Source organism: Streptomyces liangshanensis, from assembly GCF_011694815.1.
Taxonomy (GTDB): Bacteria; Actinomycetota; Actinomycetes; order Streptomycetales; family Streptomycetaceae; genus Streptomyces; species Streptomyces liangshanensis.
The window spans coordinates 2259051-2285448 of record NZ_CP050177.1; the positions used below are offsets into that span (position 1 = coordinate 2259051).

The following is a 26398-nucleotide window of genomic DNA, read 5'->3' on the forward strand; positions in this document are numbered from 1 at the left end:
GTCCGCCCGGGTGCTTACGGGGCCGCCGGGGCCGCCGGCGGGGCGGGCGGGACCGGGATGGACGCGAAGATGTCGAAGTACATGCCGAGGGCGACCAGGACGCCCACGAAGCCGAGGACGGCCCCGGCGACGGCGACGGGGCGCACCCAGCCGGTGCGCTGCGGCAGGGCCAGCACGATCGCGCCGACCAGCAGGGCGAGCAGCGCCACGACCCCGTTGGCGGCGGCGGAGGCGTGCCACGCGTCGGCGTACCCCTCGGAGATCTGCTTGGCGGCGGTGGCGCTCTGGTCGAGCTTGACCTGCCCGGAGAGCGCCTCGCGCTCGGAGAGGACCTTGCCGAACCAGGTGCCGGTGAGGCCGACGATGCCGAGGGCCAGGGCGAGGAAGGCCGCGGCCATCGAGCCCAGGCCGGACTGGGCGGGCTCGTCGGGCAGTTCGTCCGCGAAGTCGTCGTCCGACCCGTCGGTCTCGTCGGCGGCTTCGTCGTCGAACTCGATGACCGCCGCGCCGCCGGCCGTGCCGGTCCCTTCGGACGGGTCCGCCTTGCGGGCCGCGGGGACCGTCTCGTCACGCACGTCGCTGTCCCCGGCCTTGGGCTCGGTGGCCGCGGCGTTCTCAGGCGTGGGGTCCTGGGACGACTCCGGCTCGGGGGTCTGGGTCTTGGAGGTGGGGTTCATACGGCGCACGCTAGGGGCGAAGTCTGAGAACTTCCTGAGAACGCCGGAACTGACCGGAAGAGGCCCAACCTCCGGCGGCTCCACGGGCAACCTCCGGCGGCTCCCGGGCGTCCGGTCACCGCCGCCAGTCGGGGGCGAGGACCGACCAGATCTCGGTGTCCTGGCGCTTCCCGCGGTGCGGGTAGTTCTCCCGCAGCACGCCTTCGCGGGTCATTCCCAGGCGCTGGGCGACCCGGATACTGGGGCCGTTCCCGGTGGAGACCAGCCACTCCACCCGGTGGATCCCGCGCTCCCGCACGGCCCAGTCGATGATCGTCCGGGCGGCGCGGGTGACCAGGCCGCGTCCCGTACCGGCGGGTTCGAGCCAGCACCCGACCTCGCAGGTGCCGGCCTCGGCGTCGAACGCGGGGAACAGCACCCCGCCGACCAGGGTGGAGTCCAGCCAGATCCCGAGGATCCGCCCGCCGTCGGCCGCCTGCCTCTCCGCGTACGAGGTGAGGACGGCGCGCGCGGACGGCAGGTCGGTGACCAGTTGGGCGAAGCGGATGTGCTCGTCGACCAGGGTCCTGGCCCGGTCCATGTGCGCGAGGAACTCCCGGGCCTGCCAGGGCTCCAGGGGGCGCAGCTCCGCCCCGTCACCCAGCGGTGTCGCGAACATCCGACTCCCTCTTCACGGCGGACTCCCCCGTCAGGGCGGACTCCCTCTTCACGAACGTCACCCGGTGACGTGCCTCGTGCGGTGCGTGCCCGGTGGCGCGCTGCCCGGGGACCGTCGCACGCGGGCGGTGCTCGGGGGCCTCGACGCTGATCCGCGGCAGCCACCGGTCCAGCCGCCCCGGCAGCCACCAGTTGGCGCCGCCGAGCAGGTGCATGAGCGCGGGCACCAGCAGTGTACGGAGGACGAACGCGTCCAGCGCGACCGCGGCGGCGAGCGCGATGCCGAACATCGCGATGACCCGGTCGCCGCTGAGGACGAACGCGAGGAACACCGAGATCATGATGACGGCCGCCGAGTTGATCACCCGTCCGGTCTCGGCGAGGCCGACCCGTACCGCCCGTCTGTTGTCGCCGGTCTCCAGCCACTCCTCGTACATCCGGCTGACCAGGAACACCTGGTAGTCCATGGAGAGCCCGAAGAGGACCGACACCATGATCACGGGGAGGAAGGGCTCGATCGGCCCGCCCCCGCCGAGCCCCAGCAGCTCGCTTCCCCAGCCCCATTGGAAGATCGCGACGACCACCCCGAAGGACGAGGCGACGGCGGCGACGTTCATGACCGCCGCCTTGAGCGGGATCCCCACGGAGCGGAAGGCCAGCAGCAGGAGCAGGCAGCCGAGGGTGATCACCACCCCGACGAACAGGGGCAGTTTGCCGACGATCGTGCCGGCGAAGTCGTCGTAGCTCGCGGTGACCCCGCCGACGTACACCTCCAGCGAGGTGTCGGCCTCGGCCCGCGGGACCACGTCCGTGCGCAACCGCTCCACCAGGTCGCTGGTCTGCCGGGACTGCGGCGCCGAGGTCGGTACGACGGTGAGGGACGCGGTGTCGCCGCTGCCGTTGAACGTGATCGGGCCGACGGACGCCACGCCCTTCGTCGTACGGAGCAGGTCGGGCAGCTGGTCCATGGCGAGCCGGTCGTCCGCGCCGTCGAGGTGCGCGACCAGCGCGAGCGGCCCGTTGACGCCGGGGCCGAACCCGTCGGCGAGCCGGTCGTACGCCTGCCGGGTGGTGGTCGTGGCGGGGTTGTTGCCCTGGTCGGAGGTGCCGAGGTGGAGGGAGAACGTCGGCAGGGCGAGGAGCAGCATCACGCCGGCGGCGAGCGCGCCCAGCAGCTTGGGGTGGCGTTCCACGAAGAGCGACCACCGGACGGCGAGGCCGCCGGGGACCTCGGGCTCCGGGCCGCGCGTGGCGAGGCGCGCCCGCTCGCGGCGGCTCAGGGCGCGGGTCCCGGCGAACGACAGCAGGGACGGCAGGAGGGTGACGGACGCGGCGACGGTCAGCACGACCGTGAGGGAGGCGGCGATCGCGACGCCGTTGAGGAAGCCGAGCCGCAGGACGAGCATGCCGAGCAGGGCGATGCAGACGGTGGCGCCGGCGAAGACGACGGCTCTGCCGGTGGTCGCGACGGCGTTCGTGGCGGCCTCGGTGACGGTGAGCCCGCGTTTGAGGCCCTTGCGGTGGCGGGTGACGATGAACAGCGCGTAGTCGATCCCGACGCCGAGCCCGATCAGCAGGCCGAGCATCGGCGCGAAGTCGGCGACGGTCATCACGTGGCCGAGGAGTCCGATGCCCGCGTACGCCGTGCCGACCGAGACCAGCGCGGTGGCGAGGGGCAGGGCGCTGGCGGCGAGCGAGCCGAAGGCCAGGAAGAGGACCACGGCGGCGACGACCACCCCCACGATCTCGCTGCTGTGGGCGCCCGTCGAGCCCTCGGTGAGGGCGACGGCGTCGCCGCCCAGGTCCACGTCGAGGGTGTCCGTGGCGGCGGCCTTCGCGGTGTCGACCACCGCCTGGGCCTGCGCCTTCGGGAGGTCGTCGGCCTGCCGGTCGAAGGTGACGGTGGCGTAGGCGGTACGGCCGTCCTCGCTGATCCGGCCGTCGCCGTCGGGCGCGTACGGGCTGACGACGGACGCGACCCCGGGCAGTTTCGCGAGCGTGGCGAGCGTCCGGCTTATGTCCTGACGGACCTCGCCCGTGCGGACCGATCCCCGGTCGGTGTGCCAGACGACGGAGTCGCTGTCACCGCCGAGTCCCCGGAACCGCTGGTCGAGGAGCTGGGCGGCGTGACCGGACTCGCTGCCGGAGGTGTCGTAGTCGTTGGAGTAGGAGGACCCCATCACCTGGGCGGCCGCCGTGACCCCGCCGAGAGCGGTCAGCCACAGGAGGACGGTGAGCAGGCGATGTCTGACGCACCATCGAGCGAGCGCTGCCAAGAGGGTGCTCCCAGGGTTCGTGGCTCCGCACCGTGAACACCCGTCGAGCGGCGGGGGGATCCGGGGTGAAAAGCGCGTGACCTACGGAGCGCCACTCTCGCAGCCGATAATGATCATTTGTCCGCTTCGTGGGGTTACTCACAGTGCATGCGGAGCGGGAACTTCCGCGGCAGGCGCGGGAACCTCCCCGGGCGCCCCGCCGGCGGGAGCCGCGTCCTCGCGGGCGCCGTACGGCCGGGTGAGGCGCCCGACGGCGACCACCACCGCGTGCCGGCGGGCCGCGGTCTCCGCCGCGCTCCCGGCCCCCGCCCCGGGCTCCGGGCCGCCGTCGCCCCAGGTGGTGGCGATGCCCACCAGCAGCGCGAGCATCGCGCGGGGCGGCAGACCGGCGTCGACCCGGCCGTCGCCCTGGGCGGCGGACAGCAGCCGCAGCTTCTCGGCGCCGGCCCGCTCGGCGAGCGGCAGCACCTCGCCGGGCCGCTCCAGGCCGTGCCAGCGCGCGAGGCGCAGGAGGTGCGGGTGGACGAGGTGGAAGTCGAAGAGGGCGCCCGCGTACCCCGGCAGGTCGTCGGCGTCGAAGGGCGCGGCCGCCAGGATCTCCGTGACGGCGGCCTCGTACACGGCGTCGAAGAGCCGTTCCTTGCTGCCGAAGTGCACGTAGATCAGGTTCTTGTTGTACCCGGCCGCCGCGGCGATCCGGTCCACCCGCGCACCGGCGATGCCGTGCGCGGCGAACTCGTCCGTCGCCGCGCGCAGGAGTCCGGCCTTGGTCGTACGGGAGTCTCGGGGCACCGCCACATCGTAGACAAGGACGGGCGGCGCGGGGCCGGCTCGTAACCGAAAAGTCAGTTACCCGTCCCCTGGAGCGCCGCGTCAGCCTTGCACCCGCCTTGCGTCCGGGTCTACAGTCAATTAACTAGACAGTCAGTTAGTTGAGTGCCGTTCCGAGGAGTGATCCGCCCATGTCCGAGTGGTCCCCACAGAACCTCCCCCGCCAGGAGGGCCGCCTCGCCGTCGTGACCGGCGCGAACAGCGGCATCGGCGAGGTCACCGCGGCCGAGCTGGCCCGCGCGGGGGCCGAGGTCGTGCTGGCGGGACGCTCCGCCGACAAGGTCCGCGCCGCCGCCGCGCGGCTCACCGGGGCCGTCCCCGGCGCCACGGTCCGCGCCGAGGTGCTCGACCTCGCCGACCTGTCCTCCGTGGCCGCCTTCGCGGGCCGCCTCCTGGAGAGCGGACGCCCGCTGGACCTGCTGGTCAACAACGCCGGCGTGATGGCCATCCCCGAGCGCCGCACCACGAAGGACGGCTTCGAGCTGACCTTCGGCACCAACCACCTCGGCCACTTCGCGCTCACCGGGCGCCTGCTGCCGCTCCTGCTCAAGGCGCCCGCGCCGCGGGTGGTGACGGTCAGCGCGGTGATCGCCGGGGCCAGGGCCTTCACCGGCGACCTCCAGGACCCGCAGAGCGTCAAGCGCTACCGGCCGATGGGGTCGTACGCGAGGTCCAAGCTCGCCAACATCCTCTTCGCGCAGGAGCTCCAGCGCCGCGCCGACGCGGCGGGCGTGCCCCTGACCAGCGTCGTCGTCCACCCGGGCTCGGCCTTCACCGGGCTCCAGCAGCACGGCTCCGGCCTCACCCGGAGGCTGTCGAAGCTCGCCCTCGGCCGGGTCGTCGGCTCCAGTACGGAGGAGGCCGCGCTGCCCTCGCTGTACGCGGCGACCGCGCCGGACGTGACCCCCGGCGGCTACTACGAGCCGGGCGGGCGGCGCGGGGCGCCGGAGGCCCCGCAGCCCGCCAAGCCGCCGTCGGCGTCCTCCGACATCCAGCTGGCGACGACGTTGTGGACCGACTCGGAGGAGCAGACGCGGGTGTTCTACCACTGGTCGTGAGCCGCGACCGGGTACGGAGAGGCCCTGGCGACCGGTGACCGGTCGCCAGGGCCTCGTCTCGCAGGAGCGTCAGGCGGGCAGCAGGAACTGCTGGTTGGTGCCGCCCGCGCAGGTCCAGATCTGGAGCCGCGTGCCGTTCGCCGTGGACTTGTCCGTCACGTCCAGGCACTTGCCGGACACGGGGTTCACCAGCGTGTTGCCGCTGCCCTTCTGCCACTGCTGGGCGCCGGTGCCGTTGCAGTCGTACAGCTGCGCCTTGGTGCCGTTGGCCGTACCCGCCGCGGCCAGGTCGAGGCACTTGCCGAGCGCGCGGACCGTACCGTCCGTGCCCACCGTCCACCGCTGGGCGGTGGAGCCGTTGCAGTCGTAGAGCTGCACCGCGGTGCCGTTGGCGTTGCTCGCCGCGTTCACGTCGACGCACTTGCCGCCGAGACCGGTGATCTGGCCGGTCCCGCCGGTGGGCGGCGGGGTGGTCCCGCCGGAGCCCGTGACGCCGTTGACGATGGAGGAGAACTGCCAGGCGCTCTGCGAGGTGCCGCTGCACGTGTCGGACAGCGTGCCGGTGCTCGCGCAGGCCTTGTCACGGCCGAGCGCCCAGAAGGCCAGCTCCTGGATGCCCTTGGCCTTGGCGAAGGCCGTGAGGGTGTTGGCGTTGGCCGTGGTGAACACCTCGGCCGTGGTGTCGTTCACCCCGATCATCGGGGTGTTGCCCTCCATCGCCCACAGCTGCGCGTCGGTCTTGGTGGTCCAGATCCGGCCGAGCTGGGCGTGCAGCGCGGTGGCCGCGTCCGTGGCCGCCTTGCCCATGTCCATGGCGGGCCCGTAGTCCATCGTCATGAGGTTGACGAGGTTGACGGTGAGGTTGTTGTTCTTCGCGTTGGTCAGCAGGTCCAGCTGGTCCTGGGGCAGACCCGTGGGGTCGGTCGCCAGGGTGAACTGCACGTCCAGCTTCCGGCCCGCCGCCGCGTACTCCTGCTGGAGCTGGGCGAGGGCCTTGTTGCGGCGGTCGTTGGCCGCGGCGTCGTCGATGACGCCGTCACCCTCGATGTCGAAGTCGACCCGGGTCAGGTTGAGGCCGTCGATGACGCGCTTGTACTGGGTCTTGAGGGCGGCCACCGTGGAGCAGGCCTGGCCCAGTTCGGTACCGGAGGCCCCGCCGAAGGAGGCGATGACGTCTCCGCCCGCGGCACGGTCGGCGTTGATCGCCGCGGTCCAGCCGGCGTCGGTGATGGGGGTGTCACCGTTGTACGTGGCGTTGCAGCCGCCGCCGTCGATGACAAAGGCGAGGGTGAAGTACTTGAGCCCGGTGGCGTTGCGGGCGTTGGTCATCGCCGACGGCGAGGCGTAGGTCTCGATGTAGGGCGCCGCGTACTGGGCGGGGAAGCCGGGGCCCGGGTTGGCGGCGGCGACGGCGGCGGAGGCGCCGCCGGTGGAGGCGACGACCGCGGTGGCCGCGAGGGCGAGGACGGCCGGAACCGCGGCCAGCGCTCTCGTACAGGATCGGAACACGGGTACTCCTGTCATGGACGCATCAATTCACACGTGGGGGTGGAGCGCAGACAAGTAGCGGGACGAGCGAACGGGGATCGGCCGTCGGGGTTCAGAGGAACGAACGGAGACCGTTCACATGAACCGGCCGGTGTGGAACGAGTAAAGGACTAGACCAACGGGGCGTCAATGGGCTGCCCACCGACCACATGAGTTGCAGACCTGGTTTTTGACGGCTGTTTACCGTCGCGGGTCGGTCGGGCGGTCGGTCGCCGGGTCGGTCGCGTCGGTCGTGGGGTCAGCTTTCGAACGCGAGCAGCGACAGCCAGAGCCCCACCGTCGAGACCACGAGGGTGGCCGGCACGGTCAGCAGACCCAGCCGGGTGAACAGGCCCAACTCCGCTTCCGTGCGGTGCTCGTGCATGATCCGCCGCCACAGCAGGGTCGCCAGGGAGCCGACGTACGTGAGGTTCGGGCCGAGGTTCACGCCGATCAGCGCGGCCAGCACCGGGCCGGGCCCGGCGGGTCCGACGACCGGCAACAGGGCCAGGATCGCGGGGAGGTTGTTGATCAGGTTGGACAGGACGGCGGCGACGGCGGCGATCGCCAGCAGCGCGGCCAGCGACGAACCGTCCGGGAGCAGGCGCTCGATCCCGGTGTTGAGGCCGTTGTCCACCACGGCCTTGACCACCACCCCGAGCGCGAGGACGAAGAGGCAGAAGAGCGGCGAGGCGGCGCGGACCAGGCCGGGCACGGTCGTACGGCGCTGGACCAGGGCGCGGACGGCGAGGACCACCGCGCCGGCGAACGCCGCCCAGACGGGCTCGATCCCGGCGAACGAGGTGACGACGAACCCGGCGAGGGTCAGGGCGAGCACGACGAGGGTGAACACGGGGACGCCGGGGGTCTTCTCCCGGGTATCGCCCGCGGCCTCCGGCTCCGTGCCCGCCCCGGCGTCCGCGTCGAGGTCTTTCGCGAAGAACCGGCGGAAGACGACGTACTCCACGCCCACCGCCGCGATCCAGGGCAGGGTCATCAGCAGCGCGAACCGCGTGAACGACAGGCCGCTCGCCGTCAGCGCCAGCAGATTGGTGAGGTTGGAGACCGGCAGCAACAGCGAGGCCGAGTTCGCGAGATGGGCGCAGGCGTAGACGTGCGGCCGGGGCCGGGCGCCCAGCTTGGCGGCCGTCGCGAAGACCACCGGCGTCAGCAGTACGACCGTCGCGTCCAGGCTGAGGATCGCGGTGATGACGGCGGCGACGGCGAACACCCCGCCCAGCAGCCGCCGCGGCCGGCGCCCGCACACCCGCGCCACCAGCTCCCCCGCCGCCGTGAACAGCCCCTCGTCGGCGCACAGCTGGGCCAGGACGAGCACCGCCGCCAGGAAGCCGACCACCGGCAGCAGGCTGTGCGTCTGCTGCCACGCCTCGTGCGGCGACACGGCGCCGACCGCGACGAGGAGCAGCGCGGCGGGTACGGCGGCCACCGCCTCCGGCCACCCCCGGGGGCGTACGACGGCGAACGCCAGCACGGCCAGCAGCAGCGCGACGGAGACCGTTTCCGCGACGACGACGTTCAGGGCGCACTCCTGGAGGCAGCGGGCAAAGATCGGGGGTGGCGCACCCGTCGGGTGCGCCACCCCCGGTGGCATACGTACGGCAAGGGGTCAGCCCCCGCCCGGACCGAGGATCAGCCCTCGGCTCCCAGCTTCTCCAGGATCAGCTCGCGCACACGTGCCGCGTCCGCCTGGCCGCGCGTGGCCTTCATCACCGCGCCGACCAGCGCGCCCGCCGCGGCGACCTTGCCCGCCCTGATCTTGTCGGCGATCGCCGCGTTGCCCGCGATCGCCTCGTCCACGGCCAGGCCGAGCGCGCCCTCGTCGGAGACGACCTTGAGGCCGCGCTTCTCGACGACGGTGTCCGGGTCGCCCTCGCCGGCGAGCACGCCGTCCAGGACCTGCCGGGCCAGCTTGTCGTTGAGGTCGCCGGACGTGACCAGCGCCGCCACCCGCGCGACCTGCTCCGGGGTGATGGGCAGCTCGTCCAGCGCACGGCCCGATTCGTTGGCGTGCCGGGCCAGCTCGCCCATCCACCACTTGCGGGCCTGGTCGGCCGGGGCGCCCACGGCGATCGTCGCGACGATCGGCTCGATCGCGCCGGCGTTCAGCATCGACTGCATGTCGTGCTCGGTGACCCCCCACTCCTCGCGGAGCCGGTTGCGGCGCGCACGCGGCATCTCGGGCAGCCCGGCGCGCAGTTCCTCCACCCAGTCACGGGCGGGGGCGACCGGCACGAGGTCGGGCTCCGGGAAGTACCGGTAGTCCTCCGCGTTGTCCTTGATGCGGCCGGCCGTGGTCGACCCGTCCTCCTCGTGGAAGTGGCGGGTCTCCTGGACGACGGTGCCGCCCGAGTTCAGCACCGCGGCGTGGCGCTGGATCTCGTAGTGGGCGGCGCGCTCCACGCTGCGCAGCGAGTTGACGTTCTTCGTCTCGGAGCGGGTGCCGAACTCCTCGCGGCCGTGCGGGCGCAGCGACAGGTTCACGTCGCACCGCATCTGGCCCATCTCCATGCGCGCCTCGGAGACCCCGAGCGCCTTGATGAGCTCGCGCAGCTCGGCGACGTACGCCTTGGCGACCTCGGGGGCCCGGGAACCCGCGCCCTCGATCGGCTTGGTGACGATCTCGATGAGCGGGATGCCGGCGCGGTTGTAGTCGAGCAGGGAGTGGGACGCGCCGTGGATACGGCCGGTGGCGCCGCCGACGTGCAGCGACTTGCCGGTGTCCTCCTCCATGTGGGCGCGCTCGATCTGCACCCGGAAGATCTCGCCGTCGTCGAGCTGGACGTCCAGATGGCCGTTGAAGGCGATCGGCTCGTCGTATTGCGAGGTCTGGAAGTTCTTGGGCATGTCCGGATAGAAGTAGTTCTTCCGGGCGAAGCGGCACCACTCGGCGATCTCGCAGTTGAGCGCGAGGCCGATCTTGATCGCCGACTCGACCCCGATCGCGTTGACGACGGGGAGCGAGCCGGGCAGACCCAGGCAGGTGGGGCACGTCTGCGAGTTGGGGTCGGCCCCCAGCTCGGTCGAGCAGCCGCAGAACATCTTGGTCCTGGTGCCGAGCTCGACATGGACCTCCAGGCCCATGACGGGGTCGTACGTAGCGAGGGCGTCCTCGTACGGCACGAGTTCAGTGACGGTCACGGTGAAACATTCCCTCTCAGCCCAGCAGGACGTCGTCGTCGCCCAGGCGCTTCAGCTCGCGGTACAGGATCGCCAGGCCGGTCACGATGGCCGCGGCGGAGATGGCGGCGTCGACGAGGCGCAGCGTGTCCTGCTCGGTACGGGCCCTCTTGACCTGCTTGGCGACGCTGAGGGCGCTGAAGGCCGTGGTGGCCATGGACAGGTAGGTGCCGGACTTGGACTTCTTGAAGCCCTTGGCCTTGCTGATCGCGTTACTCATAGTGACGGTGCCTCCTCCAGCAGCGGGTGCCCCCACCTTTCCACGAAGGCGGCCTCGACGGCGGCTCCGACCTTGTACAGCCGGTCGTCCTTCATGGCGGGGGCGATGATCTGGAGCCCGACCGGCAGGCCGTCCTCCGGCGCGAGGCCGCAGGGCAGGGACATGGCGGCGTTGCCCGCCATGTTGGTCGGGATGGTGCACAGGTCCGCGAGGTACATCGCCATCGGGTCGTCGGCGCGCTCGCCGATCGGGAAGGCGGTGGTCGGGGTCGTCGGGGAGACGATCACGTCGACCTGCTCGAAGGCCTTCTCGAAGTCGCGGGTGATGAGGGTGCGGACCTTCTGGGCCGAGCCGTAGTACGCGTCGTAGTAGCCGGAGCTGAGCGCGTACGTACCGAGGATGACGCGGCGCTTGACCTCGTCGCCGAAGCCCGCCTCGCGGGTGAGGGCGGTGACGTCCTCGGCGGAGCGCGTGCCGTCGTCGCCGACCCGCAGGCCGTAGCGCATGGCGTCGAACCGCGCGAGGTTCGAGGAGCACTCGGAGGGCGCGATCAGGTAGTACGCCGACAGCGCGAGGTCGAAGGACGGGCAGTCCAGCTCGACGACGGTGGCGCCGAGCTTGGTGAGCAGCTCCACGGCCTCCTCGAAGCGCTGGACGACGCCGGCCTGGTAGCCCTCGCCGGAGAACTGATTGACGACGCCCACGCGCATCCCGGCGACCGACCCGTTGCGGGCCGCCTCGACCACCGAGGGGACCGGCGCGTCGATGGACGTGGAGTCCATCGGGTCGTGCCCGGCGATCACCTCGTGGAGCAGGGCCGCGTCCAGGACCGTACGGGCGCAGGGGCCGCCCTGGTCGAGGGAGGACGAGAAGGCGACCATGCCGTACCGCGAGACCCCGCCGTACGTCGGCTTGACGCCGACCGTGCCGGTGAGGGCGGCGGGCTGGCGGATCGAGCCGCCGGTGTCCGTGCCGATGGCGAGCGGCGCCTCGTACGCGGCGAGCGCGGCGGACGAGCCGCCGCCGGAGCCGCCGGGGACCCTGGTGAGGTCCCACGGGTTGCCGGTGGGGCCGTAGGCGCTGTTCTCGGTGGAGGACCCCATGGCGAACTCGTCCATGTTGGTCTTGCCGAGGATGACCACGCCCGCGTCCTTGAGCCGCTTGGTGACCGTCGCGTCGTACGGCGGGATCCAGCCTTCGAGGATCTTGGAGCCGACCGTGGTCGGCACGCCCTCGGTGGTGAAGATGTCCTTGAGCGCGAGCGGGACCCCGGCGAGCGGGCCCAGCTCCTCGCCGGCCGCGCGCCGCGCGTCCACCGCGCGGGCCTGGGCGAGCGCGCCCTCCCGGTCGACGTGCAGGAAGGCGTGGACCTTCTCGTCCACCGCCTCGATGCGGGCGAGGTGCGCCTCGGTGACCTCGACGGCCGTGAGCTCGCCCGAGGCGACCTTCGCGGCGATCGCGGCCGCGGTGAGCCTGATGATGTCGGTCTTGATGGTCGTGCCGCCATCCGTGTTGCTGTCCGTCATGGCTGTTTAGTCCTCCCCCAGGATCTGCGGCACCTTGAAACGCTGCTGCTCCTGGGCCGGGGCGCCGGAGAGCGCCTGCGCGGGGGTGAGCGACGGACGGACCTCGTCCGCGCGCATGACGTTCGTCAGCGGCAGCGGATGGGAGGTCGGCGGTACGTCTTGGTCGGCGACCTCGGACACGCGGGCTACCGCGCCGATGATGTCGTCGAGCTGTCCGGCGAAGTGTTCGAGCTCTTCGGCCTTCAGCTCCAGACGCGCCAGCCGTGCGAGGTGAGCGACCTCCTCGCGCGTGATGCCAGGCATGCGGCGATCCTCAGGGGTGAGTGAGAGTGGTTTCGGCCCCAATCCTATGGGTCGGAGCCCCCTCCCCACGAAACGGTTTGCGGCTGACCCGTCCGGGTGAGCGGCGCGGGCGCCTCCGGACCGGTGACGGGACGGCCGGATCCGCCGCGGAACAGCCCGGTCCGTCACGGGGCGGCCGGGTCCGTCGCGGGGCGATCCGTTACGGGACGGCCTGGCCGGACTGTTCGCGCCGCGCCGCCGCCTCCAGCTCCGCCGGGCGCTGCCAGCCGCGCTCGCCGCGCGCCCGCAGCCAGGCCGTCGTCTCGTGCGGCGGCATCGCGGCGGCCACCAGCCAGCCCTGGACAGCGTCGCAGCCCAGGTCCCGCAGCCGCTCCCAGGTCTCGTCGTCCTCCACGCCCTCGGCGACGACCACCAGGCCCAGCGAGTGCGCCAGGTCGACCGTGCAGCGCACGATCTCCGCGTCCTCGTTGTCGACGGCGAGCCGGGCCACGAACGACCGGTCGATCTTCAGTTCGCTCACCGGCAGGCGCCGCAGGTGCACCAGCGAGGAGTACCCCGTACCGAAGTCGTCCAGGGACATCTTCACGCCGTGCCCGGTGAGGCCCGCGAGGGTGTCGGCGGCGCGCTGGGGGTCCTCCAGCAGGACGTGCTCCGTTATCTCCAGCTGGAGGGAGCCCGGCGGGACGCCGTGCCGGGCGAGGCGGGCGGCGACGGACCCCGCGAAGCCCGGGGTGTGGACGTCGCGCGGCGAGACGTTGACGGCCACCGGGGTCATCAGGCCCTGGGCCCGCCAGCGGGCGACCTGGGCGAGGGCCGTGTCGAGGACGTACTCGGTCAGGTGGGGCATCAGCCCCGAGGACTCGGCGATGGCGATGAACTCGTCGGGAGGGACCCGCCCGCGCTCGGGGTGCACCCAGCGCACCAGCGCCTCCAGCCCCGCCACCTGGCCGTCGAAGCGGACCTTCGGCTGGTAGTGCAGCTCCACCTCGCCGGCGTCCAGGGCCCGGCGCAGGTCACCCAGCAGGCCGAGCCGGTCGGGGGTGTTGGAGTCCCGCTTGGACTCGTACACCTCGACGCCCGTGCGGTCCCGCTTCGCCTGGTACATCGCGACGTCCGCGCGGCGCAGCAGCCCTTCCGCGTCGAGCGCGTGCTCGGGGTAGACGGCGACCCCGGCGCTGGCCTCCAGGACGAGCGTGAGGCCGTCGAGGTCCAGCGGCGAGGACAGCTCGGCCACCAGGTGGCGGGCCACGCGCTGCGCGCTGGTCGTGGAGTCGCACGTCGGGAGCAGCACGGCGAACTCGTCGCCGCCGAGCCTGGCCGCCTCCGCGCCCTGCGGCAGGGCGAGGCGCAGCCGGTCCGCTATCTGCAACAGGAGCCGGTCACCGGCGAGATGGCCCAGGGTGTCGTTGACGGAGCGGAAGCGGTCGAGGTCTATCAGGACGAGCGCGGACCGGGCGCCCAGGGACTCGGCCTCCTCCAGCGCGGACCAGGTGCGCTCCAGCAGCCACTGGCGGTTGGGCAGGCCGGTGAGCGGGTCGCGCAGCTGCTCCTCGGCCCGTGCCCGGGCGATCCACAGGGTGGAGTCGAGGGCGATGAGCGGGATGGAGAAGAGCGGCAGGAGCACCGGCAGGGCGATCGCGACCACGCAGATCAGCGGGGCGATGCCGAGCAGGGCCGCGGCGACCAGTCCCTGGCGCATCAGGGCCGTACGGGCGAGGTGGGGCAGGCCGCCGCCCTGCGGGGTGAGCGCGTACCAGAGCAGGACGCGCATGACGACGAGGTGCGCGCAGGCGGCGAGCACGATCTCGGCGACGCCGCCGATCCCCCAGTCGGGCGGCTGCCAGGGGTCGGCGACGGTGGGTACGTCCCCGAAGAGCGCGAGGACGAGGGCGGCGGAGCCTATGCCGAGGATGTCGGCGGCGCCGTTCAGGACGCCCTGGCGCCAGCGGTGGCGGCGGGCGACCCCGACGAGCACCACGACGGCGAGGCTGACCAGTCCGGCCGGCACCCACCCGTACAGCAGCAGGACGGCGAGGGTCAGGGCGGCGCCGGAGCCGGTGCCGCCCCACCAGCGGTCACGGCCGAGCGCGACGAGGTGCCCGACGATGATGCCGGTGAGGACGGCCAGCGCCCAGCCTTCGGTGCCGCCGGGGAAGAGCGCGCGGTCCTGCTGGACCGTGCGGACGATGCCGGTGGCCAGCACGACCGCGGCGAGTCCCACGACAGCGGCGGGGAATCTCTCCGTCATCCCCGCAAATGCCGCGAAACCGCGCGGGGGTGAGACCGGGGCGGCGCTCTCGGTCGGTTTCATTCCCGTCCCTCTCACAGCCGGCGGAGCCGATGCCACGCGATGGCACGTCGTCATGCCACCACGGCCGGTATCCCTCCACGCGGCCGTGCACGACAGGCGCACGTCTCAACAGTAGGCCGCCAAGTGCCCTGACGGGCAGCGCTCTACAGCTGTTGCCCGAATGCAACCCGCCCATCCGTATCCCACGGATATGTGCCGAACGGGTGAGCTTGAGCCCCCGATCCGGCCGCTACGGCCCGCCGCTCCGCGGGTCCTGACCGGGCGTCCGGGTCGGAGGCCTGCTCAGCGGCCTACTCGGCCGCCTTCGCGGGGTCCTCCTCGGCCGCCTGCCCGGCCGCCTTCGCCGGGGCTTCCTCCGCCACGGTGGCCTCCGGGGTCCCGGCGGGGTCCTCGGGGGTCACCGCGGCCTCCGTGGCGGCCTCCGGGCCCTGTTCGAGCAGAATGCCGAATCCCGCCTCGTCCAGGACCGGCACCTTGAGCTGCATGGCCTTGTCGTACTTGGACCCGGGATTCTCGCCCGCCACCACGAACGCCGTCTTCTTCGACACGGCGCCGGCGACCTTCGCGCCGAGGGCCTGGAGCGCCTCCTTCGCCCCGTCGCGGGTGAACCGCTCCAGGGTGCCGGTGACCACGACCGTGAGGCCGGCCAGCGGCCGCGGGCCCTCGTCCTCGCCGCCGCCCTCGTCCTCCGTACGGACGCCCGCCGCCCGCCACTTGCGCAGGATCTCGCGGTGCCAGTCGACCTCGAACCACTCCTTGACGGAGGCGGCGATGGTCGGCCCGACGCCCTCGACGGCGGCCAGCTCCTCCTGGGAGGCCTGCTCGATCCGGTCGAGGGAGCGGAACTCGCGGGCCAGCGCCTCGGAGGCGACCGGGCCGACATGACGGATCGACAGACCCGTGATGATCCGGGCCAGCGGGCGCTGCCGGGCGGCGGCGATGTGCTCCAGCATCGCCAGGGTGTTGGTCTTCGGCTCGCCCTTCTGGTTGGCGAAGACCGTGACGATCTTGTCCTCGCCGGTCTTCGCGTCGCGCTTGGGCAACCCGCTGTCCTGGTCCAGGACATACGCCTTGATGGGCAGCAGCTGATCGACGGTCAGGTCGAACAGGTCGCCCTCGTCCAGCAGCGGCGGCGTGGCGGGCTCCAGCGGCCTCGTCAGGGCGGCGGCGGCCACATAGCCGAAGTTCTCGATGTCCAGGCTCTTGCGGCTGCCGAGGTAGAACAGCCGCTCGCGCAACTGGGCGGGGCAGGAGCGGGCGTTGGGGCAGCGGAGGTCGATGTCGCCCTCCTTCATCGCGCGCAGCGCCGTACCGCACTCGGGGCACTCGGCGGGCATCTCGAACTCGTACGCGTCCTCGGGGCGCAGGTCCACCACCGGGCCGAGGATCTCCGGGATGACGTCCCCCGCCTTGCGCAGGACCACCGTGTCGCCGATCCAGACGCCCTTGGACTTCACGACTTCCTGGTTGTGCAGCGTGGCGAACTCGACCTCGGAGCCCGCGACCGTGACCGGCTCCACCTGCGCGTACGGCGTGACGCGGCCCGTGCGGCCCACGCCCACCCGGATGTTGAGCAGCTTGGTGTTGACCTCCTCCGGCGCGTACTTCCACGCGATCGCCCAGCGCGGGGCGCGCGAGGTGGAGCCCAGGCGGCCCTGGAGGGAGATCTCGTCGAGCTTGACGACCACGCCGTCGATCTCGTGCTCCACGGAGTGGCGCCGCTCGCCGAAGGTGGTGATGAACTCCCGGACCTGCTCCAGGCCGTCGACCACCCGGTTGTGCCGGGCCGTGGGCAGGCCCCACTCCCTCAGCAGCTCGTAGGCGTGCGAGAGGCGGTCGATGTCGAAGCCCTCGCGCGCGCCGATGCCGTGCACGACCATGTGCAGCGGGCGGGTGGCGGTGATCTTGGGGTCCTTCTGGCGCAGCGAACCCGCCGCCGCGTTACGGGGGTTGGCGAAGGGCTTGTCCCCGGCCTCCACCAGCCGTGCGTTCAGCTCCTGGAACGCGTCCATCGGGAAGTAGACCTCGCCGCGGATCTCGACCAGGGCGGGGATCCGGTCCCCCGCCAGCCGGTGCGGGATCTCCTGGATCGTGCGGACGTTGGGCGTGATGTCCTCGCCCGTCCGCCCGTCGCCGCGGGTGGCGGCGCGGGTCAGCCTGCCGTGCTCGTAGGTGAGGTTGACCGCGAGGCCGTCCACCTTGAGCTCGCACAGGAAGTGGTAGTCGGTGGTGCCGACGTCCTTGGCGACCCGGTCGGCCCAGGCGGCCAGCTCCTCGTCGTCGAACGCGTTGTCCAGCGACAGCATGCGCTCGCGGTGCTGGACGGCCGTGAAGTCCGTCTCGTACGCCCCCGAGACCTTCTGGGTGGGCGAGTCCGGCGTCCGCAGCTCGGGATACTCGTCCTCCAGCGCCTCCAGGGTGCGCAGCAGCCGGTCGAACTCGGCGTCGCTGACGACCGGCTGGTCCTTCACGTAGTACCGGAAGCGGTGCTCCTCGATCTGCTCAGCGAGCTGCGCGTGCTTCTCGCGCGCCTGCGCGGGCACCGATGCGGGCTGTGCGTGGTTTTCGCCGGCCACCGTCTTGGTCCTCCCGTTACCGTCACTCTGGGTTGTCCGCGAGCGATCTCGCCGCCCGGACGCAGTGGGCGAGCGCCTCGCGTGCGTACGCGGGAGAGGCCCCCGCGAGACCGCACGACGGGGTGACCACCAGGGACTCGGCGAGAGTCCCCGGATTCAGCCCCAGCCTGCGCCACAGCGTCCTGACACCCATGACGCTACCGGCAGGGTCTGACAATGCGGTGTCGGTGCCCGGCACCACCCCGGCGAAGAGTCGCGTCCCGGCCTCCACCGCCTCGCCGATCGTCTCCTCGTCACGCTCCGTGAGGAGGCCGAAATCGAAGGAGACGCCGGCCGCGCCAGCCCGGCGCAGCAGGGCGAAGGGCACGTCGGGCGCGCACGAGTGCACGACGACCGCGCCCTCCGCGACCCCGGCGACCCGCCGGAGCGCGTCCTCGACCAGCTGCCGGTCGACCGCGCGGTGCGTGCGGTAGCCGCTGGCCGACCGGACGTGGCCGCGCAGGACGGCGGTGAGGGACGGCTCGTCGAGCTGGAGGACCACCCGCGCGCCGGGGATGCGGCGGCGTACGTCCGCGAGGTGCGCGGTGAGCCCCTCGACCAGGGACGCCGTGAGGTCCCGGCAGGCGCCGGGGTCGCTGAGGGCCGACTCGCCGTTGCGCAGCTCCAGGGAGGCGGCCAGGGTCCACGGTCCGACGGCCTGGACCTTGAGCGCGCCCTCGTACCCCTGGGTGAACTCCTCCAGCGCGTCGAGGTCCTCGCCCAGCCAGGACCGGGCCCGCCTGGTGTCCCGGCCCGGCCGGTCGCCGACGCGCCAGCCGCTGGGCTCCACGCGCGCGTAGACCTCGGCGAGCAGGCCGACCGTCCGGCCGATCATGTCGGCGCCGGGTCCGCGGGCGGGCAGTTCCGCCAGGTACGGGAAGTCCTCGAAGGTCCCGGTGACCTGACGGGCCGTCTCCCGGGCGTCCCCGCCGGGCATGGACCCGACCCCGGTCGCGGGCCCCCACGGCAGGGCGGCTCGCGGGTCGGTGCCGGGGCGCTCGTCGCTCATCGGCCGGGCCTGACGGTCATGTCGTGGATCTCCGCGTCGCGCGGCAGGTCGAGCGCGGTGAGGAACGCCGTCGCCACCGACTCCGGGTCGATCACGGTCGACGCGTCGTACTCCTTGCCCTCGTGCTGGTGGATCTTGATCTGCATCGGGGTCGCCGTACGCCCCGGGTATACGGAGGTCACCCGGACCCCGTTCGGCCGCTCCTCCTCGCGCAGCGCGTCGGCGAGCGCCTTGAGCCCGTGCTTCGACGCTGCGTACGCGGCCCACTCGGCGTTCGCCTTGAGCCCGGAGCCCGAGTTGACGAAGATCACCTGCCCCTTGGCGGCCCGCAGCTGGGGCAGGAAGAGGCGGGTCAGTTCGGCCGGGGCGATCAGGTTCACGTTGAGCTGGTGGTGCCAGCCCTTGGGCGAGAAGTCGCCGACGGGGCCGAGGTCGACCACCCCGGCGAAGTGCAGGAGCGAGTCCAGGCGGTCCGGCAGGACCTGGTGGGACATGGCCCAGGCGAGCCGGTCGGGCACGGCGAGGTCGCCGACGAGCGCGCGGGAGCCGGGGTAGAGCGCGGTGAGCTCCTTGCCGCGCCCCGCGTCACGGGCGATGAGCAGCAGGTCGTCGCCGCGCTCGTGGAGCCTGCGGGCGACCACCGCTCCTATGCCGGAGCCGGAACCGGTGATCAGATGGGTAGCCATGGGGGTCATCGTCGCATCACCCGGACACCGCCCCGTACCCCCGCCGCCCGCCGCCTCCCCGGGCTCACCGCACCCCGAGTGATTCCTCCAGGTACGCGAGGGCGCCGACCCCGTCCTCGGCGAAGAAGACCAGGTCGAGGAGGGGCAGCGGCAGGAAGCCGTCCGCCTCCATGCGCTGGAGCTGCTGCTTGAGGCCGTCGTAGAAGCCCGCCGTGTTGAGCAGGACCACCGGCTTGGTGTGCAGGCCGTGCTTCTTGAGCTCGATGATCTCGGTCGCCTCGTCCAGCGTGCCCGCCCCGCCGACCATGATCACGACGGCGTCGGCCTTGTCGAGGAGCAGCGCCTTGCGCTCCGGGAGGTCGCGGGCGAAGACCATCTCGTCGGCGTCGGCCCGGGCCGAGCCCGCCAGGAACTCCACGGAGACGCCGACCAGCCGGCCGCCGGCCCGCGCGACCCCGTCGGCGACGACCCCCATCAGCCCGGTGTCCGAGCCGCCCCACACCAGCGTGTGGCCGCCCTTGCCGATCAGTTCGGCGAACTCGCGGGCGGGGCGTATGTAGCGCTCGTCGAGGTCGGCGGCGGAGAGGAAGACGCAGATGTTCATCGGGCCACCGTAAAGGCCGGGATGTCGGGAAGACCACGCGGCGGTCCGGTGCTGAAGGGTGTGGGGTGAGCGCGTCCCGGCGCACGACCGGGCCGTACCACCCCGCTCCCGAGCCGCACACCGAGCCGCACCTCCCGAGGGGACTGACGATCATGGCCGCAGGCCACACCATCACCATCGAGCAGGGCACCACGCACGTACGGGTGATCAGGGACGGGCAGGTGGTCGCCGAGAGCCGCCGTCCGCTGCTCCTGCGCGAGACGGGCCTGCCGGTCCGGTACTACATCCCGCCGCAGGACGTCAGGACCGAGTTGCTGACCCCGTCCGACACCAGCACCCACTGTCCGTGGAAGGGCGACGCGTCGTACTGGTCGCTGCCCGACGCGCCGGACCTGGTCTGGGGATACGAGGAGCCGAAGGCGGAGGTCGCGCAGATCAAGGGGCACTTCTGCTTCTACGACACCGAGGTCCTGGCGGTCTGAACGGGCCCGCGAAAAGAATCTTCGCCCGTGAGCGATGAGTTGTGCGGGGCCCGCCGGTCTCCCCCGGTATGAACATTGCGTGCAAGGCGAAGTCGGGGGACGGCACCCTCATCGCGTACCGGCGGACCGGCGGCGGACCGCCCCTGATCCTGGTGAGCGGAACCCTCGGCACCGCCGAGACGGAGACCCGGCTCGCCGAGCTGCTCGCGCCGCGCTTCGAGGTGTTCGTGTACGACCGCCGGGGGCGCGGCGCGAGCGGTGACACCGGCCCGTACGAGGTGCGGCGCGAGATCGAGGACCTGGCGAGCCTCCTCGCGGAGGCGGGCGGGAGCGCTTCCGTGTACGGGGTGTCGGCGGGGGCGATCCTCGTGCTGGAGGCGGCGGCGGCCGGGCTGCCGATCACGCAGTTCGCGCTGTACGAGCCCCCGTACCCCACCGACCCGTCGGTCCTGCCGGACCGCACGGCCTTCACCGAGCGGCTGACGAGCCTGCTGGCGCAGGGGCGGCGGGACGGCGCGGTCGAGCTGTTCCTGTCGATGGTGGGCACGCCGCGCGACCTGATCGCGGGAATGCGCCGCTCGCCGCTCTGGCCGGGCCTGACGGCGCTCGCGCACACCCTGGCGTACGACAACGCCCTGGTGGGCCTGGAGCCGGTCCCGCAGGAGCGGCTGGCGGCGATCGGGACGCGGGGGATGGTGGTGGACGGCGGGGCCAGTACGAGAGCGTTACGCACGGCCGCGAAGGCAGTGGCCACGGCCCTGCCCCGCGGCCGTCACCGCACCCTGACGGGCCAGACGCACGAGGTGGCGCCGCATGTACTGGCGCCGGTGCTGACGGAGTTCTTCACAGCGTGACGCCGACCACCGCCCGCGCCCGCGCCGCCGAGCCCCTCGTCCTAACGGTCCGTGCCCACCGCGCCGGTCGGCAGCAGTGCGTGCACGCCCCACACCTGGTTGGCGACCTGCGTGACCCGCAGGTCGACCGTCGCGCTGGCCAGCGCCAGCGCCGTGGCGCGGTCCAGCCCGAAGAGGGAGCCCATCCAGGTCAGCATGGCGTCGAGCGCCTGCGCCGACGCCTCGTTGAGGTCCGCGTCGAAGCCGAAGGTGATCCGTCCCGCCGGGGTCACCGCGTGCACGGTCGGTACGGGCGGAGCCGTCTCCACGTCGAGCGTCAGCCGGGTGGTCATGCCGCACTCCACCGCCGTACCGGACACCTCGCCGTCCCCCTGGGCCGCGTGGCCGTCCCCGACGCACAGCAGCGCGTCGTCCACGGTGACCGGCAGGTACAGCGTGGATCCCGCGACCAGCTCCCGGCAGTCGATGTTGCCGCCGCCCGCCACCCGGGGCGGCACGGTCGGGTGCTCGCCCGGTTCGGCGGGCGGCAGGCCGATGACGCCGAGGAAGGGCGCCAGCGACACGGTGTGGCCGTACTGGTTCGTGCCCGTGCCCGCGTCGGCGTCCAGCTCCCACAGCAGCCAGGACGGGTCGGTGTCCGTGAGCCCGAGACGCCGGTTCAGCGGGGTGTCCGCCGCGGCGGACACCGTCCAGCCCCACGGGTCGGGACGCAGCGACTCGACCCGCACCGCGAGCGCGGTCCCGGGGCGGGCGCCGCGCACGGCGATCGGGCCGACGAGGCAGTGCCCGGGCCGGCCGGGGAACATCCTGGGGCGCGGCTCCCCGGGGGTGCGCTGCCGCTCCAGGTGGCCCGAGGCGTCGAGCGAGTGGACGACGACGGTGTCCCCGGGGTCGACGGTCAGCACCGGGGGCAGGTCGCGCGAGAAGACGTGGGTGACCGTGCCGGGCACGGACTCCAGCCGGTGTTCGGCCACGATGGGTGAGCCCTTCCTGAGGAGGTCGGCATCCCGTCCCCGGGATGCCGGTCCGGTGCCGGCCCGCCGCCGGTCCGCTGCCGGTCCGAGGACGCCGGCAGGAGGACGCCTGGGCCGCTGTCAGCCCGCCAGCGCGTCCGTACGGCGCCGCTCGGTCGTCGCGATCGTCGCCGAGCCGACCACGCGGGTGCCGTCGTAGAGCACGATCGCCTGGCCCGGGGCCACCCCGCGGACCGGGGCGTCGAAGGTGACGCGCAGGGTGCCGTCGGACAGCTCCGCCTCGACGGGGGTCTCGTCGCCGTGGGCGCGCAGCTGCGCGGTGTACGTGCCCCGTCCCTCCGGAGCCGTACCGCCGCACCAGCGGGGCTTGATCGCGGTCAGGGCGGTGACGTCCAGCGCGGCGGCCGGGCCGACGGTGACGGTGTTGTCCACCGGCGAGATGTCCAGGACGTAGCGCGGCTTGCCGTCGGCGGCCGGGTGGCCGATCCGCAGCCCCTTGCGCTGGCCGATCGTGAAGCCGAACGCGCCCTCGTGGCTGCCGATCCTGGCGCCGGACTCGTCGACGATGTCGCCCTCGGCCTTGCCGAGGCGCTTCGCCAGGAAGCCCTGGGTGTCGCCGTCCGCGATGAAGCAGATGTCGTGGCTGTCGGGCTTCTTCGCCACGGCCAGGCCCCGCCGCTCCGCCTCCGCGCGGATCTCGTCCTTCGTGGTGAGGGTGTCGCCCAGCGGGAACATCGCGTGGGCGAGCTGGCGCTCGTCGAGGACCCCGAGGACGTACGACTGGTCCTTGGCCATGTCGCTCGCGCGGTGCAGCTCGCGCGCCCCGTCGGGGCCGGTGACGACCGTCGCGTAGTGGCCGGTGCAGACGGCGTCGAAGCCGAGGGCGAGCGCCTTGTCCAGGAGCGCCGCGAACTTGATCTTCTCGTTGCAGCGCAGGCACGGGTTGGGCGTGCGGCCCGCCTCGTACTCGGCGACGAAGTCGTCCACGACGTCCTCGCGGAAGCGTTCCGCCAGGTCCCACACGTAGAACGGGATGCCGATGACGTCGGCGGCGCGGCGGGCGTCGCGGGAGTCCTCGATCGTGCAACAGCCCCGCGCGCCCGTGCGGAACGACTGCGGGTTCGCGGAGAGCGCCAGGTGGACGCCGGTCACGTCGTGTCCCGCCTCGGCGGCGCGGGCGGCGGCGACGGCGGAGTCCACACCGCCGGACATGGCGGCGAGCACGCGGAGGGGACGCTGGGTTGTCTGAGTCATAGCCTCACCAGAGTACGTGGACCCGGGAACCACCGTCGCGTGAGTATGCGTTGACGATCACATGGGCGAGAAAAAGGGGAGCCGGCGGGCCGACAGGGCCGGCCGGGGGGACGGTGGCCGGCTCGGCCGGCGGGCGGTGCTGCTCGGCGGCGCGGCGGCGGTCGTCGGCGGCGGGGTGCTCGCGCGGGACAGGCTGGCGCCGTACTGGTGGCGGGTGCCCGGCATCGAGAAGCCGCGCAAGGAGGGCGAGCTGGACTACGCGGCGGCGGAGTGGGTCGCGGCCTCCTCGGCGAACTGGCGGCGGGCGGACCGCCCGGACGACTACACCGTGGACCGGGTGGTGATCCATGTCGTCCAGGGCAGTTACGCGACGGCGCTGAAGGTCTTCCGTGATCCGGGGCACGCGGCCGCCGCGCACTACGTGGTGCGCAAGGACGGCCATGTGGCGCAGATGATCCGCGAGTTGGACGTGGGCTTCCACGCGGGGAACCGTACGTACAACGAACGGTCCATCGGCATCGAGCACGAGGGGTTCGTGGACGACAAGAGGTCGTTCACGACGGCGATGTACCGCTCGTCGGCGCGGCTGACGGCGGGGATATGCGCGCGGTACGGCATACCGGTGGACCGCACGCACATCATGGGCCACGTGGAGGTGCCGGGCACGGACCACACGGACCCGGGCCCGCACTGGGACTGGGCGCGGTACTTGAAGCTGGTACGGGAGGCGAGGGACCACCCGGAGCCGGTCCCCGCCCCCTCCCCCACGCCGTCCTCGACCCCCTCCACCGCGAAACCGCGGGAGGCCTAGGGGTTTGCCCGGCGGGCGTCCTCGTCGCCCTGGTCGTCCTGGTCGTCCTGGTCGTCCTGGTCGTCCTGGTCCGTGTCGGCCTTCGAGTGCAGGATCTCGCGGGCCTGCTCCGCGGCGCGGGTGATGCTCTCGGCGACGAAGTCGAGGAAGCGGGCGATGTTCTCCAGCCGGACGCCCGCCCCGGTCCCGGCACCGAGGACGGCGACGCCGTCCCGTGCCGTGCCGACGATCTGCGCGGTGGAGCGGGCGCTGGCCATCATCGACTGGTACCAGACGTCGTCGTCCACGACGTAACGCTCGCGGCGGCGTTCGTCCCGCTCCCGCCGGATGAGGCCCTGCTCCTCCAGGAACGCGACCGCCTTCGAGACCGACGCCGGGCTGACCTGGAGGCGCTGGACGAGCTCGGACGCGGTGAGGCTGCCCGCGTCGGTGAGGGTCAGGCAGGCCAGCACCCGTGACATCATCCGGGGCGCGCCGGACGCCATGAGGACGGTGGTGAACACCTCCTCGTACGCGCGCACGACCTCGTCGTCCCGCCCCTGCCCCTGCGGGGGCGCCCCCACGCGCGGGGAGGCGGTCCGCGGGCGCCGGTGGGCGCGGTGTTCGGTCGCGCGGTGGGCCAGGTCGGCGCGGTACGCGGTGGGGCCGCCGTTCCGCATCACCTCGCGGGTGACCGTCGAGGTCGGACGGTCGAGACGCCTGGCGATCTCCGCGTAGGCGAGGCCGTCGGCCAGGCCCTGGGCGATCCCCCGGCGTTCCTCGTGCGTGAGCCTGCCTCCCGGCATGGGCGTTCCCCTTTGTCGTCCTCGGTCTTGTCGCCTCGGTGGTCGCACCATAGCGTTCACCTCCATTCCATTGCAACGAACGTCGACCTGCGTTGCATTAACCGGCAACTCCATTGCAACAACTTCCTAGCCCTGAGCTGCATAGATGCGATCCGAGCGCAACAACACCGTTGAGCATTCCATGAATGCAACGTAGCGTTTCTCTCATCGGAAACAACAACCCGAAGGAAGAAACCATGCAGAAGTTCACCACCCCCGCCCCGGTCTCCGCCGTCCTCGACCTCCCCGCCGGCCGCGTCCGGTTCATCGCCGCCGACCGGGCCGACACCACGGTCGAGATCCTGCCCGCGGACCCCTCGAAGAGCCGCGACGTGAAGGCGGCGGAGCGGATCTCGGTCGCGTACGGCGACGGCGTCCTCCGGATCGAGGCCGCGCCGGCGGAGACCCGGAGCCTCCGCGACCCCGGAGCCGTCGAGGTCACGGTCCAACTGCCCGCCGGCTCCCGCGTCGAGGCCAAGGCGGCGAGCGCCGAGTTCCGGGGCGTCGGGCAGCTCGGCGACGTCACCTTCGAGGGCGCGCACGGCTCGGTCAAGCTCGACGAGACGGCCGCCGCCCGCCTCACCCTCCTCGCCGGCGACATCGCGGTCGGCCGCCTGGGCGGCCCGGCGGAGATCAGCACCCAGAAGGGCGACATCCGGATCACCGAGGCCCTGCGCGGCACCCTCGAACTGCGCACCGAGGCCGGCGACGTGACGGTCGGCACGCCGCGCGGGGTCTCCGGCTCCCTGGACGCCCGTACCGCCTACGGCCGGATCCACAACGCGCTCAGGAACACCGAGGGCGCGGACGCGGCCGTGCACATCCACGCGACGACGTCGTACGGCGACATCACCGCGCGCGGCCTCTAGACCACTCCCTCCCGACCGGAAGAAGGCACACCGTGACAGAACGGAACTCCCCCTGGACCGGCATGGTGGCGATCGACGACACCGCCCTCGCCGTGACCGACACCGGCGGCGCGGGACAGGCCGTCGTCTACCTCAACGGCTCCTACGCCGACCAGTCCCACTGGCGGCGCGTCATCGCCGAACTCGGCGGCGGCTACCGGCACATCACCTACGACGAGCGCGCCCGGGGCAAGTCGGAACGGGCCACGGACTACTCGTTCGAGGCGTGCCTCCGCGACCTCGACGCGGTCCTCACCGCCCGGGGCGTGGAGCGGCCGATCCTGGTGGGCTGGTCGTACGGCGCGATGATCGCGATGCACTGGGCCTCGCGCCACCCGGAGCGCACCCGGGCGGCGGTGTCCGTGGACGGCGCCCTGCCGCACGAGTGGCTCGACGACGCCGCCCGGGAGCAGATACGCAAGCTGTTCCGGCGGTTGAGCCCGCTGTTCCCGGTCGCCCGGCCGCTCGGCCTGGCCGCGCGGATGAGCGCGGAGCGGCACGCGGAGATCAACATCGAGATCAACGAACTCTGCGCGCCCGCCGTCCTCGATCCGGTGCTCGACGGCATCACCGTCCCCGCCCGGTACGTGCTCGCCAGCGGCGGGAACCTGGGCGGGGAGGCGGAGTTGATGGAGCGTATCCGCGCCGACCTGGGCCCGGTGCTCACCCGCAACCCGAACATCCAGGTCAGCGCGAAGGTCGCGAGCAACCACTCCAAGATCCTGCGCAAGGACTTCCGGGCCGTGGCGGACGCGGTACGCGATCTGGCGCGATGACGCGTGCGGCGCGGGCG

The 26398-nt window shown here is 72.6% G+C and carries 24 protein-coding genes; 6 read left to right on the top strand and 18 right to left on the bottom strand.

Going from position 1 to position 26398, the window contains the following annotated elements:
* Positions 1 to 14: 14 nt before the first annotated feature.
* The 4 genes from HA039_RS09500 to HA039_RS09515 form a co-directional block, all read right to left on the bottom strand.
* Entirely contained in the window at positions 15 to 677 is a 663-nt protein-coding gene (locus tag HA039_RS09500; RefSeq protein ID WP_243869297.1) for a hypothetical protein, read from the bottom strand.
* Positions 678 to 792: 115 nt separating this feature from the next.
* Positions 793 to 1335 carry a GNAT family N-acetyltransferase gene (locus tag HA039_RS09505; protein ID WP_167026651.1) on the bottom strand — a complete coding sequence of 181 codons (543 nt, stop codon included), beginning with the start codon at positions 1333 to 1335 and terminating at the stop codon, positions 793 to 795.
* Positions 1313 to 3610 carry an MMPL family transporter gene (locus HA039_RS09510; RefSeq protein WP_167026654.1) on the bottom strand — a complete coding sequence of 766 codons (2298 nt, stop codon included), beginning with the start codon at positions 3608 to 3610 and terminating at the stop codon, positions 1313 to 1315. The genes HA039_RS09505 and HA039_RS09510 overlap by 23 nt, the downstream gene beginning before the upstream one ends.
* A gap of 138 nt (positions 3611 to 3748) precedes the next feature.
* Positions 3749 to 4402 (bottom strand): TetR/AcrR family transcriptional regulator, encoded by a 654-nt coding sequence (locus tag HA039_RS09515; RefSeq protein WP_167026657.1) that lies wholly within the window; start codon positions 4400 to 4402, stop codon positions 3749 to 3751.
* Between the two features lie 170 nt (positions 4403 to 4572).
* Here HA039_RS09515 and HA039_RS09520 point away from each other — a divergent pair, with 170 nt between their 5' ends.
* Positions 4573 to 5499: an oxidoreductase gene (locus HA039_RS09520; protein ID WP_167026660.1), complete on the top strand. Its 927-nt coding sequence runs from the start codon at positions 4573 to 4575 to the stop codon at positions 5497 to 5499.
* Between the two features lie 69 nt (positions 5500 to 5568).
* Here the strand turns inward: HA039_RS09520 and HA039_RS34365 are convergent, their stop codons facing one another.
* The 11 genes from HA039_RS34365 to HA039_RS09575 form a co-directional block, all read right to left on the bottom strand.
* Entirely contained in the window at positions 5569 to 7008 is a 1440-nt protein-coding gene (locus tag HA039_RS34365) for a chitinase (RefSeq protein WP_167026663.1), read from the bottom strand.
* 277 nt (positions 7009 to 7285) lie between these two features.
* Positions 7286 to 8626 carry an arsenic transporter gene (locus tag HA039_RS09530; RefSeq protein ID WP_425086325.1) on the bottom strand — a complete coding sequence of 447 codons (1341 nt, stop codon included), beginning with the start codon at positions 8624 to 8626 and terminating at the stop codon, positions 7286 to 7288.
* A 50-nt stretch (positions 8627 to 8676) separates the two neighbouring features.
* On the bottom strand, positions 8677 to 10185 hold the full coding sequence (gene gatB / locus HA039_RS09535) for an Asp-tRNA(Asn)/Glu-tRNA(Gln) amidotransferase subunit GatB (RefSeq protein WP_167026666.1): 1509 nt from the start codon (positions 10183 to 10185) through the stop codon (positions 8677 to 8679).
* A gap of 16 nt (positions 10186 to 10201) precedes the next feature.
* Positions 10202 to 10444, bottom strand: coding sequence for a hypothetical protein (locus tag HA039_RS09540; RefSeq protein WP_161308315.1), 243 nt, complete (start codon positions 10442 to 10444; stop codon positions 10202 to 10204).
* On the bottom strand, positions 10441 to 11970 hold the full coding sequence (gene gatA / locus HA039_RS09545; protein ID WP_167026669.1) for an Asp-tRNA(Asn)/Glu-tRNA(Gln) amidotransferase subunit GatA: 1530 nt from the start codon (positions 11968 to 11970) through the stop codon (positions 10441 to 10443). The genes HA039_RS09540 and gatA overlap by 4 nt, the downstream gene beginning before the upstream one ends.
* Positions 11971 to 11976: 6 nt before the next feature.
* Positions 11977 to 12273 carry an Asp-tRNA(Asn)/Glu-tRNA(Gln) amidotransferase subunit GatC gene (gatC, locus tag HA039_RS09550; RefSeq protein WP_150487524.1) on the bottom strand — a complete coding sequence of 99 codons (297 nt, stop codon included), beginning with the start codon at positions 12271 to 12273 and terminating at the stop codon, positions 11977 to 11979.
* A 199-nt stretch (positions 12274 to 12472) separates the two neighbouring features.
* Positions 12473 to 14584 carry a putative bifunctional diguanylate cyclase/phosphodiesterase gene (locus HA039_RS09555; protein WP_167026672.1) on the bottom strand — a complete coding sequence of 704 codons (2112 nt, stop codon included), beginning with the start codon at positions 14582 to 14584 and terminating at the stop codon, positions 12473 to 12475.
* A gap of 290 nt (positions 14585 to 14874) precedes the next feature.
* Positions 14875 to 17160 (bottom strand): NAD-dependent DNA ligase LigA, encoded by a 2286-nt coding sequence (gene ligA, locus HA039_RS09560; protein WP_167026675.1) that lies wholly within the window; start codon positions 17158 to 17160, stop codon positions 14875 to 14877.
* 22 nt (positions 17161 to 17182) lie between these two features.
* Positions 17183 to 18208 (bottom strand): methionine synthase, encoded by a 1026-nt coding sequence (locus tag HA039_RS09565; RefSeq protein WP_167026678.1) that lies wholly within the window; start codon positions 18206 to 18208, stop codon positions 17183 to 17185.
* A complete protein-coding gene (locus tag HA039_RS09570; protein ID WP_167026681.1) occupies positions 18205 to 18903 on the bottom strand; it encodes an SDR family oxidoreductase in 699 nt (232 codons plus the stop codon). The genes HA039_RS09565 and HA039_RS09570 overlap by 4 nt, the downstream gene beginning before the upstream one ends.
* 55 nt (positions 18904 to 18958) lie before the next feature.
* On the bottom strand, positions 18959 to 19498 hold the full coding sequence (locus HA039_RS09575; RefSeq protein ID WP_167026684.1) for an LOG family protein: 540 nt from the start codon (positions 19496 to 19498) through the stop codon (positions 18959 to 18961).
* A 152-nt stretch (positions 19499 to 19650) separates the two neighbouring features.
* Between HA039_RS09575 and HA039_RS09580 the strand changes: the two genes are divergently transcribed.
* Together HA039_RS09580 and HA039_RS09585 are read left to right on the top strand one after the other, a co-directional pair.
* Entirely contained in the window at positions 19651 to 19980 is a 330-nt protein-coding gene (locus tag HA039_RS09580) for a DUF427 domain-containing protein (protein WP_167036482.1), read from the top strand.
* 68 nt (positions 19981 to 20048) lie between these two features.
* Positions 20049 to 20834: an alpha/beta fold hydrolase gene (locus tag HA039_RS09585; protein ID WP_167026688.1), complete on the top strand. Its 786-nt coding sequence runs from the start codon at positions 20049 to 20051 to the stop codon at positions 20832 to 20834.
* Between the two features lie 41 nt (positions 20835 to 20875).
* On the opposite strand, the gene HA039_RS09590 is transcribed toward HA039_RS09585, so the two are convergent.
* Both HA039_RS09590 and mnmA read right to left on the bottom strand, forming a co-directional pair.
* The gene (locus HA039_RS09590; RefSeq protein WP_167026692.1) at positions 20876 to 21808 is read right to left on the bottom strand and encodes an acetamidase/formamidase family protein; all 933 of its coding nucleotides are present in this window, start codon (positions 21806 to 21808) and stop codon (positions 20876 to 20878) included.
* Between the two features lie 120 nt (positions 21809 to 21928).
* Complete coding sequence (gene mnmA / locus HA039_RS09595; RefSeq protein ID WP_167026695.1) at positions 21929 to 23062, bottom strand: tRNA 2-thiouridine(34) synthase MnmA; 1134 nt, start codon at positions 23060 to 23062, stop codon at positions 21929 to 21931.
* Between the two features lie 61 nt (positions 23063 to 23123).
* Here mnmA and HA039_RS09600 point away from each other — a divergent pair, with 61 nt between their 5' ends.
* Entirely contained in the window at positions 23124 to 23873 is a 750-nt protein-coding gene (locus HA039_RS09600; RefSeq protein ID WP_167026698.1) for an N-acetylmuramoyl-L-alanine amidase, read from the top strand.
* Here HA039_RS09600 and HA039_RS34590 read toward each other — a convergent pair.
* Positions 23870 to 24658, bottom strand: coding sequence for a helix-turn-helix domain-containing protein (locus tag HA039_RS34590; protein WP_167026701.1), 789 nt, complete (start codon positions 24656 to 24658; stop codon positions 23870 to 23872). The genes HA039_RS09600 and HA039_RS34590 overlap by 4 nt on opposite strands.
* A gap of 236 nt (positions 24659 to 24894) precedes the next feature.
* Between HA039_RS34590 and HA039_RS09610 the strand changes: the two genes are divergently transcribed.
* Positions 24895 to 25566, top strand: a complete 672-nt coding sequence (locus HA039_RS09610; protein ID WP_167026704.1) for a DUF4097 family beta strand repeat-containing protein — start codon at positions 24895 to 24897, stop codon at positions 25564 to 25566.
* A gap of 32 nt (positions 25567 to 25598) precedes the next feature.
* Positions 25599 to 26381, top strand: a complete 783-nt coding sequence (locus HA039_RS09615; RefSeq protein ID WP_243869299.1) for an alpha/beta fold hydrolase — start codon at positions 25599 to 25601, stop codon at positions 26379 to 26381.
* The last annotated feature ends 17 nt before the right edge of the window (positions 26382 to 26398 follow it).

What these genes read in the sequence shown, in the direction of transcription:
- HA039_RS09500 (WP_243869297.1), bottom strand. Translation starts at nt 677, where the DNA reads ATGAACCCCACCTCCAAGACCCAGACCCCCGAGCCGGAGTCGTCCCAG.
- HA039_RS09505 (WP_167026651.1), bottom strand. Translation starts at nt 1,335, where the DNA reads ATGTTCGCGACACCGCTGGGTGACGGGGCGGAGCTGCGCCCCCTGGAG.
- HA039_RS09520 (WP_167026660.1), top strand. Translation starts at nt 4,573, where the DNA reads ATGTCCGAGTGGTCCCCACAGAACCTCCCCCGCCAGGAGGGCCGCCTC.
- HA039_RS09540 (WP_161308315.1), bottom strand. Translation starts at nt 10,444, where the DNA reads ATGAGTAACGCGATCAGCAAGGCCAAGGGCTTCAAGAAGTCCAAGTCC.
- gatA (WP_167026669.1), bottom strand. Translation starts at nt 11,970, where the DNA reads ATGACGGACAGCAACACGGATGGCGGCACGACCATCAAGACCGACATC.
- gatC (WP_150487524.1), bottom strand. Translation starts at nt 12,273, where the DNA reads ATGCCTGGCATCACGCGCGAGGAGGTCGCTCACCTCGCACGGCTGGCG.
- HA039_RS09555 (WP_167026672.1), bottom strand. Translation starts at nt 14,584, where the DNA reads ATGAAACCGACCGAGAGCGCCGCCCCGGTCTCACCCCCGCGCGGTTTC.
- HA039_RS09565 (WP_167026678.1), bottom strand. Translation starts at nt 18,208, where the DNA reads ATGAGCGACGAGCGCCCCGGCACCGACCCGCGAGCCGCCCTGCCGTGG.
- HA039_RS09570 (WP_167026681.1), bottom strand. Translation starts at nt 18,903, where the DNA reads ATGACCCCCATGGCTACCCATCTGATCACCGGTTCCGGCTCCGGCATA.
- HA039_RS09575 (WP_167026684.1), bottom strand. Translation starts at nt 19,498, where the DNA reads ATGAACATCTGCGTCTTCCTCTCCGCCGCCGACCTCGACGAGCGCTAC.
- HA039_RS09580 (WP_167036482.1), top strand. Translation starts at nt 19,651, where the DNA reads ATGGCCGCAGGCCACACCATCACCATCGAGCAGGGCACCACGCACGTA.
- HA039_RS09585 (WP_167026688.1), top strand. Translation starts at nt 20,049, where the DNA reads ATGAACATTGCGTGCAAGGCGAAGTCGGGGGACGGCACCCTCATCGCG.
- mnmA (WP_167026695.1), bottom strand. Translation starts at nt 23,062, where the DNA reads ATGACTCAGACAACCCAGCGTCCCCTCCGCGTGCTCGCCGCCATGTCC.
- HA039_RS09600 (WP_167026698.1), top strand. Translation starts at nt 23,124, where the DNA reads ATGGGCGAGAAAAAGGGGAGCCGGCGGGCCGACAGGGCCGGCCGGGGG.
- HA039_RS34590 (WP_167026701.1), bottom strand. Translation starts at nt 24,658, where the DNA reads ATGCCGGGAGGCAGGCTCACGCACGAGGAACGCCGGGGGATCGCCCAG.
- HA039_RS09610 (WP_167026704.1), top strand. Translation starts at nt 24,895, where the DNA reads ATGCAGAAGTTCACCACCCCCGCCCCGGTCTCCGCCGTCCTCGACCTC.